Origin of the sequence: Candidatus Phyllobacterium onerii (genome assembly GCF_028331445.1) — a bacterium.
Lineage (GTDB): Bacteria > Pseudomonadota > Alphaproteobacteria > Rhizobiales > Rhizobiaceae > Phyllobacterium > Phyllobacterium onerii.
In genome coordinates, this window is record NZ_JAQMHX010000001.1 from 770458 (window position 1) to 788014 (window position 17557).

Annotated in this window: 19 protein-coding genes; 10 read left to right on the forward strand and 9 right to left on the reverse strand. The window is 56.4% G+C overall.

Annotation, left to right across the window (positions count from 1 at the left end; genetic code table 11):
• The first annotated feature begins 70 nt into the window (after positions 1-70).
• Both PHA01_RS03630 and PHA01_RS03635 read left to right on the forward strand, forming a co-directional pair.
• Positions 71-937 (forward strand): helix-turn-helix domain-containing protein, encoded by an 867-nt coding sequence (locus PHA01_RS03630; RefSeq protein WP_271893404.1) that lies wholly within the window; start codon positions 71-73, stop codon positions 935-937.
• On the forward strand, positions 888-1700 hold the full coding sequence (locus PHA01_RS03635; protein WP_271893405.1) for a class I SAM-dependent methyltransferase: 813 nt from the start codon (positions 888-890) through the stop codon (positions 1698-1700). Before PHA01_RS03630 ends, PHA01_RS03635 begins: the two co-directional genes overlap by 50 nt.
• A gap of 51 nt (positions 1701-1751) precedes the next feature.
• Here PHA01_RS03635 and PHA01_RS03640 read toward each other — a convergent pair whose 3' ends face one another.
• The gene (locus PHA01_RS03640; protein ID WP_162701866.1) at positions 1752-1904 is read right to left on the reverse strand and encodes a hypothetical protein; all 153 of its coding nucleotides are present in this window, start codon (positions 1902-1904) and stop codon (positions 1752-1754) included.
• Positions 1905-2127: 223 nt separating this feature from the next.
• On the opposite strand from PHA01_RS03640, the gene PHA01_RS03645 reads away from it, so the two are divergent.
• A complete protein-coding gene (locus PHA01_RS03645) occupies positions 2128-4119 on the forward strand; it encodes an adenylate/guanylate cyclase domain-containing protein (protein WP_271893408.1) in 1992 nt (663 codons plus the stop codon).
• A 35-nt stretch (positions 4120-4154) separates the two neighbouring features.
• Here PHA01_RS03645 and PHA01_RS03650 read toward each other — a convergent pair whose 3' ends face one another.
• Together PHA01_RS03650 and PHA01_RS03655 are read right to left on the reverse strand one after the other, a co-directional pair.
• Positions 4155-4478, reverse strand: a complete 324-nt coding sequence (locus PHA01_RS03650) for a YnfA family protein (protein ID WP_271893410.1) — start codon at positions 4476-4478, stop codon at positions 4155-4157.
• 89 nt (positions 4479-4567) lie between these two features.
• Positions 4568-4993, reverse strand: coding sequence for a MerR family transcriptional regulator (locus tag PHA01_RS03655; RefSeq protein ID WP_271893411.1), 426 nt, complete (start codon positions 4991-4993; stop codon positions 4568-4570).
• A gap of 64 nt (positions 4994-5057) precedes the next feature.
• Here PHA01_RS03655 and PHA01_RS03660 point away from each other — a divergent pair, with 64 nt between their 5' ends.
• On the forward strand, positions 5058-5798 hold the full coding sequence (locus tag PHA01_RS03660; RefSeq protein WP_271893412.1) for a cation efflux transmembrane domain-containing protein: 741 nt from the start codon (positions 5058-5060) through the stop codon (positions 5796-5798).
• Between the two features lie 984 nt (positions 5799-6782).
• Positions 6783-7286 (forward strand): DUF2380 domain-containing protein, encoded by a 504-nt coding sequence (locus PHA01_RS03665; protein ID WP_271893413.1) that lies wholly within the window; start codon positions 6783-6785, stop codon positions 7284-7286.
• A gap of 16 nt (positions 7287-7302) precedes the next feature.
• Here the strand turns inward: PHA01_RS03665 and PHA01_RS03670 are convergent, their stop codons facing one another.
• A complete protein-coding gene (locus PHA01_RS03670; RefSeq protein WP_271893414.1) occupies positions 7303-7632 on the reverse strand; it encodes a hypothetical protein in 330 nt (109 codons plus the stop codon).
• A 335-nt stretch (positions 7633-7967) separates the two neighbouring features.
• On the opposite strand from PHA01_RS03670, the gene PHA01_RS03675 reads away from it, so the two are divergent.
• Entirely contained in the window at positions 7968-9146 is a 1179-nt protein-coding gene (locus tag PHA01_RS03675) for a GAF domain-containing sensor histidine kinase (protein ID WP_271893415.1), read from the forward strand.
• Between the two features lie 78 nt (positions 9147-9224).
• Here the strand turns inward: PHA01_RS03675 and PHA01_RS03680 are convergent, their stop codons facing one another.
• From PHA01_RS03680 to PHA01_RS03695, 4 genes are all read right to left on the reverse strand, one after another.
• A complete protein-coding gene (locus tag PHA01_RS03680) occupies positions 9225-10157 on the reverse strand; it encodes a tyrosine-type recombinase/integrase (protein ID WP_271893416.1) in 933 nt (310 codons plus the stop codon).
• Positions 10158-10489: 332 nt separating this feature from the next.
• Positions 10490-11524 carry a porin gene (locus PHA01_RS03685; RefSeq protein WP_271893417.1) on the reverse strand — a complete coding sequence of 345 codons (1035 nt, stop codon included), beginning with the start codon at positions 11522-11524 and terminating at the stop codon, positions 10490-10492.
• Positions 11525-11696: 172 nt separating this feature from the next.
• A complete protein-coding gene (locus tag PHA01_RS03690; RefSeq protein ID WP_271893419.1) occupies positions 11697-12719 on the reverse strand; it encodes a porin in 1023 nt (340 codons plus the stop codon).
• Positions 12720-12809: 90 nt separating this feature from the next.
• On the reverse strand, positions 12810-13139 hold the full coding sequence (locus PHA01_RS03695; RefSeq protein WP_271893421.1) for a DMT family transporter: 330 nt from the start codon (positions 13137-13139) through the stop codon (positions 12810-12812).
• A 402-nt stretch (positions 13140-13541) separates the two neighbouring features.
• Here PHA01_RS03695 and PHA01_RS03700 point away from each other — a divergent pair, with 402 nt between their 5' ends.
• The 4 genes from PHA01_RS03700 (at position 13542) to PHA01_RS03715 (ending at position 16617) form a co-directional block, all read left to right on the forward strand.
• On the forward strand, positions 13542-14657 hold the full coding sequence (locus PHA01_RS03700) for a porin (protein ID WP_271893422.1): 1116 nt from the start codon (positions 13542-13544) through the stop codon (positions 14655-14657).
• 313 nt (positions 14658-14970) lie between these two features.
• Entirely contained in the window at positions 14971-15636 is a 666-nt protein-coding gene (locus PHA01_RS03705) for a BON domain-containing protein (RefSeq protein ID WP_271893423.1), read from the forward strand.
• A 73-nt stretch (positions 15637-15709) separates the two neighbouring features.
• Complete coding sequence (locus PHA01_RS03710) at positions 15710-15928, forward strand: hypothetical protein (protein ID WP_271893424.1); 219 nt, start codon at positions 15710-15712, stop codon at positions 15926-15928.
• Between the two features lie 29 nt (positions 15929-15957).
• Positions 15958-16617, forward strand: coding sequence for a hypothetical protein (locus PHA01_RS03715; protein ID WP_271893425.1), 660 nt, complete (start codon positions 15958-15960; stop codon positions 16615-16617).
• 53 nt (positions 16618-16670) lie between these two features.
• Here PHA01_RS03715 and PHA01_RS03720 read toward each other — a convergent pair whose 3' ends face one another.
• The gene (locus tag PHA01_RS03720) at positions 16671-17555 is read right to left on the reverse strand and encodes an alpha/beta fold hydrolase (protein WP_334311993.1); all 885 of its coding nucleotides are present in this window, start codon (positions 17553-17555) and stop codon (positions 16671-16673) included.
• Between the last annotated feature and the right edge of the window lie 2 nt (positions 17556-17557).

Here is a 17557-nt window from a genome sequence, read left to right on the forward strand (position 1 = left end):
GCATGTCGCTGGCGGGATATCGGTTATTGTCCCGCCAGCACGTTGATGATCGCATAGAAAGGTCCCGAAGATGAGCCTCACTTCCAGTTCGAACACGGCGAATGTTCTTGGACCGCAATTGCGCGCATGGCGGGGCAGCCGCGGTAAAAGTCAGCTCGCTCTTTCGCTCGATACCGGCATCTCCCAGCGACAGATAAGTTTCATCGAAAGTGGAAGAAGCACTCCAGGCCGTCACAATCTGTTGCATATAGCAGATGCTCTGGACGTTCCCTTCAGAGAGCGAAACGCGCTTCTGCTCGCCGCGGGTTATGCGCCAATCTATTTCGACGCAAGCCTTGATGACAGCGAGATGAAAGGCGTAACCGAGGCGCTCACGCGGATGCTCCGTCAACACGAACCCTTTCCGGCGATTGTGATGGACCGTCACTGGAATGTCGTGATGACAAATGAGGCAACCCGCCGATTTTTCAACTGCTTCATCGACTTGTCAAAGCGCCCGGAACCGAGAAATCTTTTGCACCTGATGTTCGATCCGGCAGGCATGCGGCCGTTTATTACGGATTGGGCAGAAACGGCAAAGAGCCTGTTGGCTAGAGTCGTTCGGGAATCCGTTGGCAGGGTTATGGATCCCCAGACCAAGGAACTGATCGGGAGCCTGCTGGCCTATCCCGATGTGGACACCGACTGGCATGTTTCTTCGGCGGGAGCGCACCTCCCGGTTATCCCCTTGTCATTGGCCAAGGACGGACATGGTTTGAGATTTTTTTCGCTGGTTACAACCGTCGGCACCGCTCAAACAATTGCGACGCAGGAACTGCGCGTTGAGTGTATGTTTCCCTTGGATGATGTTTCAGAGAAACACTACGCCGACCTGATGGAGACAGCCTATGGTAGCGACAGACAAAATCTTCGCGGGGGCAATTCCGGAAATTTATGACCGGCTCATTGTGCCGATGATCTTCGAGCCCTATGCGCAGGATCTCGCCGACCGGGTGGCCCGGTTCAAGCCGCAAAACGTGCTGGAAATCGCAGCCGGCACCGGTGTCCTGACGCGGGCCATGGCTTCCCGGCTCAACGCGGAAACGCGGATCGTTGCATCGGATCTCAACCAACCGATGCTTGATCGTGCAAGCTTGAGGCAGCCCGAAGATAGTCGCATCGTCTGGCAGCAAGCAGACGCCCTCGCGCTTCCCTTCGAGCCGCAAATGTTCGACGCCGTAGCGTGTCAATTCGGGGTCATGTTCTACCCGGACAAGGTCCAGGGGCATAAGGAAGCTTACCGCGTCCTGAAGCCCGGTGGACACTATTTTTTCAATGTCTGGGACAGACTGGAGACCAGTGAATTCACCCAAGAGGTAACAAGCGCGCTGGAAGAGATGTTTCCGGACGACCCGCCTCGTTTCATGGCAAGAACACCGCACGGTTATTGGGATCAGAAGGCGATCCGCGACGAAATGTCGGCCGCGGGTTTCAAATCCATCGCCATGGAAACGCTCGACAAGACCAGCTGCGCGGATTCAGCGCGCGATGCCGCGATCGCGTTTTGCCAGGGGACACCGCTGCGAAAAGAGATCGAAGCCCGCTCGCCATCCGGTCTTGAGGCCGCCACAGAACATGTGGCACAGGCCCTGATGCAACGGTTTGGAAGCGGCGCCATCGAGGGCAGGATCAGCGCCCACATTGTCGCCGCTGTCCGCTAGAACGGCTCTGTATGGCGAAAATTTGTGCTGGGGCGTGAATATCGACACACCCTAGCGTGCAACGACCGGCTGAACCTCGAAGTTATGCCGGGTATTGCCGATCGTCAGAACTGTTCCCCACAACACAAACAAGACGGCCGCCAATAACACAGCCATGACGAGGAAGTCCCGAAGTTCCAAAGGTTCAATGTCGCGATTCCGCATATCACTGGTCCCCGATTCGTTTCTCTGTATTGTGCGGAAACCACTATTTCTCCTCAATAAACCGTCGCCTCACTAAAATTAATTAGAGCGTGTACTCATAAATCCAGACGCCATGAACTATCGGTCAGCGGGCATGACAGTTGATCCATTGTATTGAGCGTCGGGTGATGTTCTTTTTCTTCCGGCAATGGTATTTACCTTCCCGCCCGGCTCTCGCCCCACAATGCCGATTGATACCGAAGAGGCGTTCCGTGCTCAGGGGGGGCGCTACGCGATGCATATTGGGGAGAGCAAGAAGAAAGGCACCCTTTCGGCGTGGGATGTGCCACTGCGGCTGCATCTGAGTGTCGTCATCCTCGGGCTGTTAGCCTGCATTTCGCTACCGCTCATATGGATGACCTACGCGCAGGGCAAGTTTACGGCTCTGTCGGCCGGCAAAGCCGAGATGGGCCAGCTCGGGCTTCGCGCGATCGAGGATTACCGCAACGTCTTCAACAGCGGTTATGCCGGGGTTGTGACCGCCTCGGTCGTTCCCGAAATGCTGACCCCACCGCCACAAGATCTGAAGGCAAAGCACGACTTCCTGATCAAAGTCCTGCAGTCGACTTTCCGTATCGATAGCGTCTATGCAGGCTATCCCGACGGTAGCTTCGTGCAGGCTGTCGACGTGACAGCAAATCCGGAATGGCGCACCAACCTCAACGCCTCAAAGGAGACGGCATTTGCCGTCCGCGTGATTACCGAAGTTGACGGTGGGCCAAGTACCACCTGGACGTTTTACGACAAGGATGCGCGCCAGCTATATCGACGTGCGGACCGTGATGACATGTTCGATCCGCGTATTCGGCCTTGGTACATTGCAGCTGTCGACAAGGGCAAGGCAGTCTCGGTCGGACCCTATGTCTCGGCGGCCACCAATTCCATGACGATAACATTGGCGATGCCCGCCGAGGCAGATAATCGGGTTGTGATCGGAGCGGACGTGCTTCTGCTTACCCTCGGGGAGGTCGTCGACGTCAGCACACTTTCGAGTGAGGCACGTGGCTATGTCTTTAATCGGCAAGGTCGCGTGCTCGTCCACTCCGAGAAGACTGTCATGAATGAAATCCGCGGGCAGCTTCGCCGGGGACGGGAGCTTTCGGTTGCCGACCTGGCAAAAGCCGATCCGGCCATTCCGGCAATCGCAACTCTACTCGGCTCGGGTGGTGGACCGGCAACTGGCGATGTGGTCCGTTTTCCGGTGAACGGGCGTGAATACCTGGCGCAGTTCTTCAGCGAGGACATCTCCGGGCTGGTCGGCGGTTATACAGTGGTGATATCGGCACCACTCGATGAACTTGTGGCGTCCGTCGAGCGTACGCTGAAGCGCAACCTGGCAATCGCCGGGGCTTTCCTTGCTGCAGGCGTGCTGGCAGCGCTCATCATATCCCGGTTGATCAGTAGGTCACTCTATGCGCTCGCCGATGAAGCAAGGCACATTGGTGAACTCGAATTCGGCGAAAGCCGTACCGCACATTCCTTCATATCCGAGGTCAATGCGCTGGCAAAAGCGCTGAGTTCGGCACGCACGGCCATCAAGACGTTCTCGCTTTACGTGCCGCGGGAGCTTGTGCGCAGGATCGTCATTGCAGGTCAATCGGCTGTCGGCTCGGCAGCACGGCAAGACATCACCGTCCTCTTCACCGACATACAAGACTTCACCACCATTTCCGAACAGCGCTCACCGGAAGAAGTCGTCGCTCTGCTCTCAAGCTATTTTGAAGCACTCAACGAGATTATCGAACGTCACGGCGGAACGATCGTGCAGTATATCGGAGACTCCGTTCTGGCTATGTGGAACGCTCCCATTCTCGATGATCGGCATGTGGAACATGCTTGTCACTGCGCCTTGGCGATGAAGGCCGCGATCGACGCCATGAATGCCGCCAATTGCGCGGACGGTCGGCCGGAGCTCATCACGCGCTTTGGCCTGCACACCGGACCGGCTGTGGTGGGCAGCGTGGGTGCAGAGACACGTCGGCAATACACGCCCATTGGAGACACTGTGAACATCGCCTCGCGTCTCGAGGGGCTCAACCGGCAGTATGGAACGTCGATCCTCGTCAGCGGCGCAGTCCGCGATGCGGTTGGCAAAATGTTTAATCTCGTCCCGATCGAGATTGTCAGCGTCAAGGGACGAACCGGCCAGACAGAACTCTTTGAACTTAGGGCATAAGATCAATCCGAGGACGGCTGGCTTCTAACTACGGGCTAAACTCTCGTCGGAAGCAGAATAATAGCGGCACCCACGAGGCAAATAACTGCCCCAGTCACGTCCCATCGATCAGGTTTGCTGTTTTCGACGCGCCACAGCCATAAGATCGAGGCGACGATGTAAACCCCGCCATAAGCCGCATAAGCGCGTCCCGCCGCGGCGGTATCAACGAAAGTAAGCAGGTACGCAAATAGCGCCAGTGAGGCCATGCCGGGCATGATCCAAAGGGCTGACGTGTCGAGCCTGAGCCACGCCCAGAAGGAGAAGCAACCCGCGATTTCCGCCACAGCGGCGCCGGCATAAACGAGAATCGTCAACATGGCTCACATATATAGACGGTTCCTCAGCCCGAGCTAGAGGCGTTGCCGCTTATGCAACTACGTCTGCCATTGCGGACAATGCCATGCGATCAGCTCTCAGCCAAGCGGCCATGCCGGTGGCTGTTGTCTGCCAAGGTCTCGATTACCCGGCATTCAGCGACCCGGCCACAGGCGCATTCCTCGAGCATCCGTTGCAATTCCGTTCGCAGGGCGCTGAGGCTGGCAATGCGGTCCTCGACTTCAGCGAGGCGCGCTGATGCGATCCTGTCGGCAACGTTGCAAGATTGATCCGGATTGTCCTGCAGCGAGAGAAGCGCGCGGATTGCCTCGATGTTGAAGCCGAGTTCACGCGCATGCCTGATGAAGGCAAGTCGCGCTATACTCTTCTTGTCGTAGCGCCTTTGCTGCCCTTCCGTGCGAGGTGGGGGTGCCAAAAGGCCAATCTGTTCATAGTAACGTATGGTTGGCACCTTTACCTGTGTGCGCCGCGCGAGTTCACCAATTGAAAAATCCATGAAAAACCCCTTGAACCTCTAGTCACTATAGGGACTAGGGTGCCAATATAAAAGGAGGCACCGCATGGCTGATCACTGCTGTAACCACGAAACGGACACATCGTGCGCCCCACCGCCATTGGTCTTTCCTGCAGACAAGCCAGCCGCTCTCCACAAGGTTGGAGACACGTGCTGTTCCGGTGGAGTGCCAATCTTTGGCGGCGTGGACCCGCGTTACAAACGGATACTCTGGACTGTGATCGCCATCAACGGAGCGATGTTCCTGACGGAGATGGTAGCTGGTCAACTGGCGGGTTCGCAGGCGCTAAAGGCGGATGCCCTGGATTTCCTTGCCGATACCGTCACGTACGGGTTGAGCCTTGCCGTGATCGGGGCGAGCCTGCGCACCCGCGCGACAGCCGCCCTGTTCAAGGGGCTCTCGCTTTCCATCATGGCTGTCTGGGTCTTTGGTTCGACCATCTATCAGGTCTTCGTCCTTGGAGTTCCGAGCGCCGAGGTGATGGGTGTGATCGGTTTCTTGGCGCTCGCTGCAAACCTTGGCTCCGTTCTCCTGCTGCGGCCATATAAAGACGGCGACGCGAATGTTCGATCTGTCTGGCTCTGCTCTCGCAATGACGCGATCGGCAACGTCGTGGTTATGGCTGCGGCTTTTGGAGTGTGGGGCACATCGACCGCATGGCCTGACTTGGCGGTTGCGACACTCATGGCCGGTATCTTCCTGACATCTTCGGTGCAAATCCTCCGACAGGCGTGGGGCGAGTATCACGAGGGAAAACGCCACGCTTCTCCGGTTGCCGTGGGGTGACAGGTAAATCTGCTATTTCGCCAGCAAGACCACAGGTTCTTTATAAGATTTTGATATTTCCGGACCGAAGCTCCAATCGATTTCATATATCGTTCCGGCTAATCTGCGAATGTCTCCGCAAGGGGGCTCGTTGCTGGTTGCACCCTCGGATAAACCGGCCGGAAATGACCATCAGACAAAGGGGCCTGCGCGGGTTCGACGCGCGGTCCATTCGCATTTGGAGGTTACGGTTATGCGTGATCTTTCTATTCTGCTCGCCGTCGCTGTCGTCCTGATCCTGGCGTTCCAGACACAGCGCAAACATCACTAGACGGCTTTAGAGCAAGTTTTGTTTATTCAGAGCCAGTTCTGTTTCTCGGATGGCGAGACAATCCACGCGAAAGGTGGCGAGGTCGATGTTTACCCATCGGACGACGCCGCCTGACAAAGTGGGTGTCCGCCAGCCGGAAACCCGAAGGACCGGGTGAATTTGGCCAATTCCATCGGGCTTCGGCTTCGTCCGATGGGTAAACATCGGCCTCGCCAAACCCCTCGACATTGAACCAAATTCCCTCCGGCAGAACGACTCTGAATAGACAAAATTTGCTCTAGGGCTTCACAGTTTCAGCCATGCCCTTGCGGGCATCGAGGCCCGGCTCGGCCTTGTCCCCTCAAGTTTATGAGGGTCGGGCCTCGTTCATTTACCGGTATAATGTACCGGCAAAACCTTACGAACAGAGTTGGCAGATACCGACAGCGATCGAGACAGCAAAACCGAAGATGAGCAAATGGCACCACATTGGCGTGGTGTAATGCAGGATGTTGTCGTCTTCTTCATCGTCGTGCATGAATGCTCCTCTTGACGCTGAGCTGTCCCCTATCAATTCAATGTGAACGTGGGATGTCAAGAGGCAAGGGAAGTTGTCGGCCGTCATGTTTCCGTCAGATTGGACATCGTTATAGTTTCAACTATCCTTCTTCTGGGCACCGGAAAAGGATGATGAAATGACAGTCCATGCCTCGTTTGCGGCGGTGGTGCTCGGTGCCATGGTCGCTATTTCGCCGGCGCGTGCCGAGCCCGCAGTGCCGGTTGCTGTAGCAAATTTTGACTTTCTCGACACTTCCGGTGAACCGGTCGATCAGAGCGACACGCACAAGCGCAGGTTGAAGGCGCTCTCTGATTTTCTGCGCGATCAATTGGCTGCCAGCGGCAAGCTCAAACTTGTGACGCTGCCTTGCGAGGCGTCGCAATGCACGGCGGCAAACCCGGGTTTCGAACCGCTTGCCCGGCAGGCCAAGCAGGCCGGCGCACGTTTTGTCGTTATCGGTGCCGTCGAAAAAACCAGCACATTGATTGGCTGGGTCAAATATTCCGTGCTCAATGTCGATGACCAGCGAGCGATTTGCGGGGAATTGATCACCTACCGCGGTGATACGGACGAATCCTGGCGCCGCGCCGCGAAATTTTCGGCGGGACAGATCGTCAACCGCTGTCAATTCGGCGGGTGATTCCTGCCCGCTCGTTTCAGCTGTAAGCGAGTTTCGGGGCAGGCGGCGCGTTGGCATACGCCTCTTTCTGGCGAAGCTCGGCAACCTTGAGCTCGGCCGCAGCCGCAAGGTCTGAGAATATCCTGTCGAGCGCATCGGCAGCTTCATGCAGCGCATCGACAAGATCGACCGCGCCGATCTCCCTTGCCAACCGGCGCATTTCTTCCGCGTGATTTTCCAGAAAGATGTGCAGCCGTGTTGCCTGATCCAGCGTCAGGCCTTCATAGGCGAGGAACCTCGGTATCTTTTCGCTCAGCTGCCCCGCAAGTTCGTTTTTCTCGCGAAGTATATCCAACCATTGTGCCATTCAAGGTCTCCGGTGTGCCGTATGAAATCCTTACAGATGAGCGACGCAACGTCAATTAATCGTCGAGGTTAGATAGCTGTAATGCAGATGTATTATGTGACTAAATCAGAAAGAAGTTGATATCGGCGCAGTTTTTCTTGGAAAGCGGCGCCGTGTCATGGAAGTACTTTGCCTATTAACAAGTTCCGACCCTGCGAGTCCGGACCATGCGGCTTGGCGCTGATATCGCTTTTTTCCACGCGAAAAAGCGGATATGTCTCGGATCTTGACACATGCATTGGCGTTATTTTGGGGAGCCACTATATTTGGGTACGACTGGAATATCGGAAGCTTTGATGAACAATGACTTTCAGGCCGACATCGATGCGATCGGCCGGATTGACGCCATACCAATGATCCTCGATGTCGTGTGCCGCAGCACCGGCATGGGCTTTGCCGCCGTTGCTCGGGTAACCGACAATCGCTGGATCGCCTGCGAGGTTCTCGACGCGATCGGTTTTGGCCTGAAGCCGGGCGGTGAACTGGCCGTGAAAACCACGATCTGTGATGAAATCCGAGATAGCCGCCAAGCGGTTGTTATCGATGAAGTCGCGAAAGATCCTGTCTATTCCACCCATCACACGCCGGCGATCTATGGTTTTCAAAGCTATATTTCCATGCCTATCATCCTCCCGGACGGCGCGTTGTTCGGTACGTTATGCGCCATCGATCCAAGGCCGGCGCGCCTCAACAATCCCGAAACCATCGGAATGTTCAAACTGTTTGCCGAATTGATCGCCTTTCATCTGCATGCGAATGAGCGTCTGGCGATGACGGAGGCGGCGCTTCTCGACGAGCGCAAGATTTCCGAATTTCGAGAACAATTCGTCGCTGTGCTTGGCCATGATCTGCGTAATCCGGTCGCGTCGATCGATTCCGGAACGCGTATGCTGCTTCGCTCACCGTTGGACGAGAAGGCGACGAACATCGTCAAACTGATCCGTGGCAGCGTCGTTCGCATGTCGGGCCTGATCGACAATGTGCTCGACCTGGCCCGCGCAAGACTTGGCGGCGGCGTGGTGCCGGAGCTCGACGATGCGGAACCGTTGAAGCCGACACTGGTTCAGGTCATCGAGGAATTGGCTTCCGTTCGGAACGGCCATGTCGTCGAGGCGCATCTCGACTTCAAAGATCCGGTGAAATGTGACCGGGTCAGGATTGGCCAGCTCCTGTCGAACCTGCTCGGCAATGCCCTGATGCACGGTTCAGAGGATGGTCCCATTCGCGTCAATGCTTCCCTCGATAATGGCGTCTTTGAATTGTGGGTCGCCAACACAGGAGAACCTATCCCGCCGGAAGCAATGGCGCAATTATTCCTGCCGTTCTTCCGGCGTGAAGCGCGGGCCGGCCAGCAGGGACTGGGGCTCGGGCTTTATATTGCCTCGGAAATTGCGCGAGTGCATGGCGGGACCTTGGACGTTTCCTCGACCTCTGAAGAAACGCGGTTCACCTTCCGCATGCCGCTGGTGCAATAGGGTCTGTCGAGGTACGTGAGCACCGGAGCACAGAAAAACGCCGTTTGCAGGCTGCCATGGCATGAATCTCGACAGACCCTAGTGGCGTTCGAGCACAGCCACGCAGCTGTCAAGATCATTGGTCGCAAGGTGGGCGTAGCGCATCGTCATCGACAGGGTCTGATGGCCGAGCCAGATCTGGACGCGCCTGATATCGATGCCGCCGCGCACCAGGCGTGAAGCGCAGGTATGGCGCAGAATATGCGGGACCACCTGATCGTCCGTCCCAAGTCCGACTTCTGCCTTGGCTTCGTTCCAGATCGCGCGAAAACGCACTTGCGTGTGCATGGCGAAGGGACCCTTCAACCGGCCATGCGGGATCTCGACGACCTCCTTCACCCGGCTGGTCAAAGGAACCGTGCGGCTGCGGCCCGACTTCGTCAGCCAGAAAGTCGAGCGCGAGTCCTGCAGGTCGTTCCAGTTGAGGCCGATTGCTTCGCCAAGCCGGCAACCCGTATCTACCAGAAAGACGCTCAACCTGTAGCTGTCTTCGCAACGCATGCGGATAGCCGAGAAAAGCCGCTGTTCCTCTTCGGCTTCAAGGAAGCGGATACGTCCCTGCCGTTCCTTTTGGCGCCGGAACTCCGGCAAATTGTAAATGTCGCCCATTTTGCACGCCTTCCGCAGCAGTTTGCTCAAGGCAGCCATCTTTCGATTGATGGTTGCATTGCTATTGCCGCGCTCGCGTAGCGTACCGATCACAGAATCGAGCATTACCTGCGTGAAAACGCTGAAACGCTCGCCGCCCAATATTTCGCAGATTTCTCCAAGGAAAGACCGGACATTGGTTTTGTGCGAACCTTCATCCCAGAGAATGCTGATATATTGCGCCGTCAGATTATTGAGAGAATGCTCCTTGACCAATCGTTTGATCCCATGATCCGCCGAAGCATAGCTGAGATCGTACTGGAACCGGACCGGAAACGCCGTTTCGGGCGGGGAGGGGGCGACACCCAAGGCAGAGATCGTCATAATGATTGCGCTCTAATCGATAAAACAAACATCGGAAAAATATCTGACGAGTTGTACCCGTCTTTTCCGAAAGCGCAATCCAGAAGCCCATGCCACTTTAGGCTAATAGACTTTCGTTTGATAAAACCATCACCGGCTTCATCAACGTCCAACCTTGCTGGTTGTTGTCCAAACATGTCACCATCTCCTCGGTCCACGACCGGTTTAAAAATCCTCTCTCGCTAAATGTCTGTGCGTTGCTCTACGAACGCTGAAAATTGAATGGTGAATATGGTTTGAGGGGAAGGCCAACGCCGGAAAAAGCCCGGCGTTGGTTGTTAGTTGACCAATGATCAGAAGTTGCGCTGGAAGCGGACGATGCCCTGGAAGGCATCATCCTTGGCACCGCGCGTACGGGCCTGGCGGGCATCATCAAACTTGGTGTAGTTGACTTCCGGCGTGATAACGAAACCGGGAACCAGCGTGTAAGCCACGTTCAAAGCAGCAGCGATTGTGCCTTCGTCTTCATAGCCAACCTGTGCATTGACTGTTGCCCTGTCTGTGACTTTGGCGGCGATACCGCCCCAGACGGCGTAATCGCCATTCCAGGTACCGTAGAAGTCTTTGCCGTTATTGGACTTGTACCCGCCCATGACCCAGGCCGAGATAGCCTCTGTGACGGTTACGTCCAGACGAACCTTGCCGGCCCATTCTTCAGCCTTGGAGTCGTAACCGACAACACCGGTAACCGAACCCCAGCCCTGCTTGAACTTCGCGCCACCCAGAATATGCGGGAGATAGTCATCGATCAGGTAGTCGCCTTTACCCTGTTCCGCACCAACGAATGCCGAGAAGCCGTTGTCGGCGGAATAGGTGTAGCTGATCTGGTTGGTGACGTAGCTGCCTTCGGCGATAACGTCATCGGAGATGATACCGCCGAGATAGCCGGTCCAGCTTGTGAACTGCGAGTCGGCAGCGCCGACTCGGAAGCCGCCAAGCTCGATGGTTGCCTGGTTCAGGTCAACCGTTTCGGCATCTGCACCATTCTTGAAGTTGTAACGAAGTTCAGCATAGGAGCGCAGCGTACCGAGCTCGGTTTCCGAACGGGCATCGAAACGGGTCACGGCACGGGCACGCCAGTCATAGGTGCCGCGGTCGACACCTGTATAAGCATCGTCGCCGCCACGGATATCCGCACGGACATAACCGCTGACCTTCAGGCAGGTTTCCGTGCCGGGGATATAGAAGAAGCCGGCGCCGTATGCGTCGCAAATGCGAACATATTCAACAGGTTCTGGTTCAGCGACGACGACCGCATCTGCCGCACGCGCGCCGGATACTGCAACGAGAGCTGCAGCGGAGCCGAAGAGCAGGCTCTTGATGTTCATTTCTAATCTCCAATCAAATAAAAAATGGCTTGGGCGTTTCAAAGTTGGTGGTTGGACAGGTCTTCTCGACCGGCACCTGCATTTCTAACAACGAACGTCGAATTGGCTTGTTGAGGGACAAAAAACCAATGCCGGAACGCCCGGCATTGGTTTGTGTCAGCCAATCAAAGGATTAGAAGTTGCGCTGGAAACGGAGGATGCCGCCGAATGCGTCGTCGGTATCGGCCGCGCGAGCACCGTCAAACTTGGTGTAGTTGATTTCTGGCGTGATCGTGAAGCCAGGAACCAGCTCGTAAGCTACGTTAAGAGCGAAAGCGTATGTGCCTTCTTCTTCATAGCCGACCTGTGCATTGACAGCTGCGGTGTCCATAACCTTGGCGGAAATACCGCCCCAGACAGCGAAATCACCATTCCAGGTCCCGTAGAAATCAGTTCCGTCGTTAGATTTGTATCCGCCCAGAACCCAGGCTGAAATCGTATCGCTGAATTTGGCATCGACGCGGAGCTTACCAGCCCATTCTTCCGCATTGGAGTCGTAGCCAACGACGCCCGAGACCGTGCCCCAAGCTTGTTCGAATTTCGCACCGCCAACGATGTGCGGAAGATAGTCATCGATCAGGTTGTCGCCATTACCCTGTTCTGCACCGATAAACGCCGAGAACCCGTTGCCGCCAGTGAACGTATAGCTGATTTGGTTGGTAACGTAGTTGCCCTCAGCGACCACGTCGTCATTGATGATATCGCCGAGATAACCGGTCCAGCTCGTGAACTGCGAGTCGGCCGCGCCCACGCGGAAGCCGCCAAGCTCGATGGTTGCCTGGTTCAGGTCAACTGTCTGCGCGTCCGCACCATTCTTGAAGTTGTAGCGAAGCTCGGCGAAAGACTTCAACGTACCGAGTTCGGTTTCCGAACGGGCGTCGAAACGGAGAAGCGCACGTGCACGCCAGTCATAGGTGTCGCGCTCGGCGCCGGAATAAACGTCGTCACCGCCCTGGATGTCGGCACGCACATAGCCGCTGATCTTCAGGCAGGTTTCGGTTCCGGGGATGTAATAGAAGCCCGCACCATAAGCATCGCACACTTTGACGTATTCGACGGGTTCGGGTTCGGCAACGACGACTGCGTCTGCAGCGCGTGCGCCGGTTACTGCAACAAGGGCTGCAGCGGAGCCGAGAAGTAGGCTCTTGATGTTCATTTTCTGACCTCCAGTCAAGATTCGACGGGAGGCTCCTGGAAAATGGATAGCTGGCGCACCAATTGGCCAGCTGAATAGACAAGACTTGCTCTAGTGCCCGACCGAGCTCGAGAAGAGATTGACGATGAGCACGCCGGCAACGATCAGGATCAACCCGACGATCGCAGCAATATCCAGCGATTGCTTGAACCAGAACCAGCCAACGGCGGCGATCAACACGATTCCCGCACCAGACCAGATCGCATAGACAACGCCGACGGGCATGGTTTTGAGCAGTATCGAAAGCAGGTAGAAGGCCGCTCCGTAGCCGGCAATGCAAACCAGCGATGGCCAAAGCCTGGTGAATCCATCGGCCTGTTTGAGGGCGGAAGTGGCCACGACTTCGCAGACTATGGCGATAAGTAGGTAGAGATATGTCATGTCAAATCACCATTCAGGGAGAGCGGAAATTCGTTGATTCGATTCAGCGATTGGCCAGCAACACCGCTGTAATGGCCGATTCTTCGGGTGTTTGCAGTTCCAATCCCGCCATGATCCGACAAGATTTTATTAAAAACCGGGTTACCAATATTAATGAGGGGTAAAGATATTGCAGGAGCCGAGGCGATTTCGTGGCTTTTGTGCAACAGCGGCTTGGCATAGAGCCCTCACAAGGTGCCGATGCGGACATTCGTGGTTGAAACCCCAGCGCTGGCGAGTATGGTCTGTCGGGAGGAAGGGCGTTCATCGCATTTCTTCTTGGACTTAGGGGATGGGGACAGGTTGTCCTTCAGCCAAATTGGAATGCCCAGACCCATTTTTAACTTTGACTGGAGGTCAGAAATGAACATCAAGAGCCTACTCATCGGCTCCGCTGCAGCCCTGGTTGCAGTATCAGGGGCACGCGCTGCAGATGCAGTCGTCGTCGCTGAACCAGAGCCCGTCGAATACGTTCGCGTTTGCGACGCATACGGCGCTGGCTTCTTTTATATTCCGGGGACCGAAACCTGCCTGAAGATCAGCGGCTATGTCCGTTACGATGCTGCTGGTGGCGACAATGTCTATGACGGCACCAACGTTGGCGCCAAGGACAACGAAACCTGGTACAAGCGTACTCGTGCAGAAGTTCGTTTCGACGCTCGTTCGGAAACTGAACTCGGCACCCTGCGTTCGTACATTCAGGGCCGTTTCCAGTACACCAACGGCCTTGATGACGGCGGTTCGCTGCCACAGGCATGGATCGAACTCGGCGGTTTCCGCATCGGTACTGCTGACGAACTCTTCGGTTCGTGGACAGATTATGCCGGCGCGATCATCAACGACGACGTGATCAACTACCAGTCCGGCGAAAGCAACCAGGTCAGCTACACTTTCGTTGGCGGCAATGGTTTCTCCGCAATGATCGGTGCTGAACAGGGTTCGGACAATGTTACCGGCCTCGGCGGCAACTATGTCATCGAAGACTACATGCCACACGTTCTTGCTGGTGCGAAGTTCGAGCAGGGTTGGGGCAAGGTCTCCGGCGTTGTTGGTTATGACTCCAACGTTGAAGAATTTGCTGGAAAGCTGCGTTTGGACGTGAAGTTCAACGAAATGTTCTCCGCTTGGATCATGGGTGGTTATCAGTCCGGTTATGACAACGACTTCGATCCGGTCACGGGCGCAGTCGATCAGGACAGCCGTAACTGGTTCGGCACATGGGAAGGCGATTGGGCAGCTTGGGGCGGTATCTCCGTCAAGGCTACCGACAAGGCAACCATCAACGCCCAGGGTGCTTGGGAAGACGAAGGCACATACGCTCTCGCTCTTAACGTAGCTTACGAGCTGGTTCCTGGCTTCACAATCACGCCAGAAATCAACTACACCAAGTTCGACGGTGCGCGTGAAGCTGCCTCTCTTAATGCCGGTGGCAACGACGACGCGTTCGGCGGGATCATCCGCTTCCAGCGCAACTTCTAATCCTTCACGGATTGGTTGATTTGGACCCGGCAGCGCAAGCTGCCGGGTTTTCTTTTGCCGGAAATCTGGTGCTCTACAATGTTTATGGCACGCGGACACACCCCTGTGTTGAAATGGCCATAAATAGCGGGCAGACATGATTGCGGGTAAGAGCCCGTTTGGAAAGTCGCAGTGGCGAGGCATATGGCGTGGTTTTCGAAACCGGGGCGCAGCGTACTCAAGTACGTGAGCACCGGAAGCGCAGAAAATCGCGTTAGATGACCGCCGCCGCAGAGTTTCAAAATGGGCTCCAGGATAAGAAAGTATTGACTATATGCAGACGATCAAAAGCTGGTTCTGGCCGGGCGTCATCACCATTGCGCTGCTGACGGCCTTGGCTGTGTGGTTTTTGACAGATCCGATCGACCGTGAGCTTACAGAGACCGCCAACAATGCGCTTGAGACCGGCAATCCATGGGCGAGCGCCGAAATCGATGGCCGCGATCTCGTCCTCAAGGGCATTGCACCATCCGAGGAAGCGCTCACGGAGGCGCTGAAAATTGTGAGCGAGACGAGGGGCGTGCGCGTCGTCGACAATCAGGCGACACTTTTGCCCCTGGCTGTTCCGTTTTCCTTCGCGGTCACCAAGTCCGATGAAGGGATCCTGCTTTCGGGCAATGTTCCCTATGGCGATGCTCGCGCCAAGATCCTCGCCGCCGCGGAAAGTGCCATGCCCGGCATCGAAATTCTCGATGAAATGGCTGTGGCGCGCGGCGCACCGCAGGGTTTCTTCGATCTTGTCGATTTCGCGTTGGCGCAAGCGGCGCAACTGACCAATGGCGAAGTGGAAATTTCAGGTGAAACCTACAACATCAGGGGTACCGCTGCCAATTCGAATGGTTATGATAGCCTGAATGCTGCTCTGCACACGGCGCTTCCGGGCAATGGCAAGCCGGGCGAGGTGAAATTGGAAGTGCCGGCCAGCGCCAGCAACAATTAGAGTAATTCCACGAAAAGTGGGAACCGCTGCTCCAGGGTCTGTTGAGATTCGCGATTATGGCGAGGCGAAAACGGTGTTGTTCGAGCAACGGAGCGCAGCGTACATTCTGGTACGTGAGCACCGGAAGCGCAGAAAATCGCCGTTTGCAGGCCGCCATGGCGTGAATATCGACGGGCCCTGCAGCAGCCATTGGGAGGACAACGGCATGTGGTATTTGATCAGCGAGCTCTGGCTCTTTCTTCTGATTGCTGTTCTTGTCGGTTTCTATGTCGGCTGGTCGACCCAGGCCTGACTTCGATAGCGAAGGTAGGATAACGAATCATGGTGATGTTCATTTTATCGTCGCTGTTCCTCATTGCCGCCGCCTTTATCATTGGGGCGATTTTAGGCAATGTTTCCAAGAGGTTCTCGGCAAAAAGAGATTCTGTTTCTGAAAGCTCGACCAGAGCGGCCGATGCACGGCTTGCGTCCCTGTCGCTGCTCGGTACACCTGCGAATGACGATGTGAAGAAATCTGCCAGGGAAGCCGCCGCCATGATTCCGCCGGCGGAACCGGTTCCCGCGCCTGACCCTGCGGATCGCAGCAGATCGGCTCGCAAAACGGCGGCGCCAAAGAAGAGCCAGGCAAAGGCCGAGGCGAATATCGTGCGGAGCCCGAGGCAGGATGACAAGAACCGCCCGGCGTTGCTGAAGACTGCACGCCGCGGCAAGCCCGACAAGTTGACCGACATCGATGGTATTGGTGCCGTGATTGAATCGAAACTCTTCGCGGCCGGTATTTTCCACTACGACCAGATCGCCGGCTGGACTGCCGATGAGGCCGCCTGGGTCAGTGAGGAAATCGGCTTTCCCGGTCGCGCTCATCGCGAGGACTGGATCAAACGGGCGTCAGGCTTGGTGAAGCCTGTCGCGAAGGCAAAGCCGAAGGCGGTGCCGAAAAAAGCTGCACCGAAGCCAGCGAGAACCGGCAAAAGCGGCTGAGCGCCTATCTCCCCCCTTGTGGGGGAGAAATAATCGACATCTGAAGTCTCAACCTAAACCGCCCTTAAATCCACCCCGGCGGCAAATGCTGCGATCAGCTCGGGTAGGCGCCCGGTTTCCAGCATTGGCGCGTGACCCTGACCGGTGACATTGATCACCTGCAGCGCTGGATGCCTGTGCGTCATTTCCGCCACCGTTTCCGGTGCCAGTAGCGGCGTGTTCTCCCCGCGGATGACCAGCAGCGGCAGTTCGGCCAACAAATCGAACTGCGCCCATAGATCAGGCAATTTCTGCGTGAAATCAACGCCTTCCAACGTTTTCACGAGGTTCGGATCGTAGTCCGGGCGGATAGTTCCATCGATCTCGCGGTAGATCGCATGGGCGAAGCGCTCCCAGTCCGCATCTCGCAGCGCCGGGAATGCGACCCCATGCACGGCGTGTTGGATCTCCGCTGCTTCCGTCCAGCTCTTCGGCAACCGCGGATTGTTCAAGTACTGGCTGATCTGGAGCAATCCCGCCGGCGCAATCTCCGGGCCGATATCGTTGAAGATCACGCCGGCAAGGAGTTGCGGTACAATCGCTGCGAGGATGTGGATAATCAGCCCGCCGCGCGACGTGCCGAGAAACACCGCGCGATCGATCCCGACGACCTCCAGCCCGGCAATCACATCGCCGGCTTCAATGCCTATATTATAATGCGTGAAATCGGGATCGTAGGCCGATAGCCCGCGCCCGCGATAATCGAAGCTGACCACACGCCGCGGTGTTTCCGGATGTTCCGAAAGCACCAGCGCCAGTTCGTGGAAATCCCTGGCGTTGCGCGTCAGGCCGGGCAGGCAGATGAGCGGCAGGCTCTTCACTTCACGCGCCGGTTCGTACATCCGCGCGTAAAGCTTCAACCCATCCGGTGCATCGTAGATAATCTCGCGAAAGGCCAAGC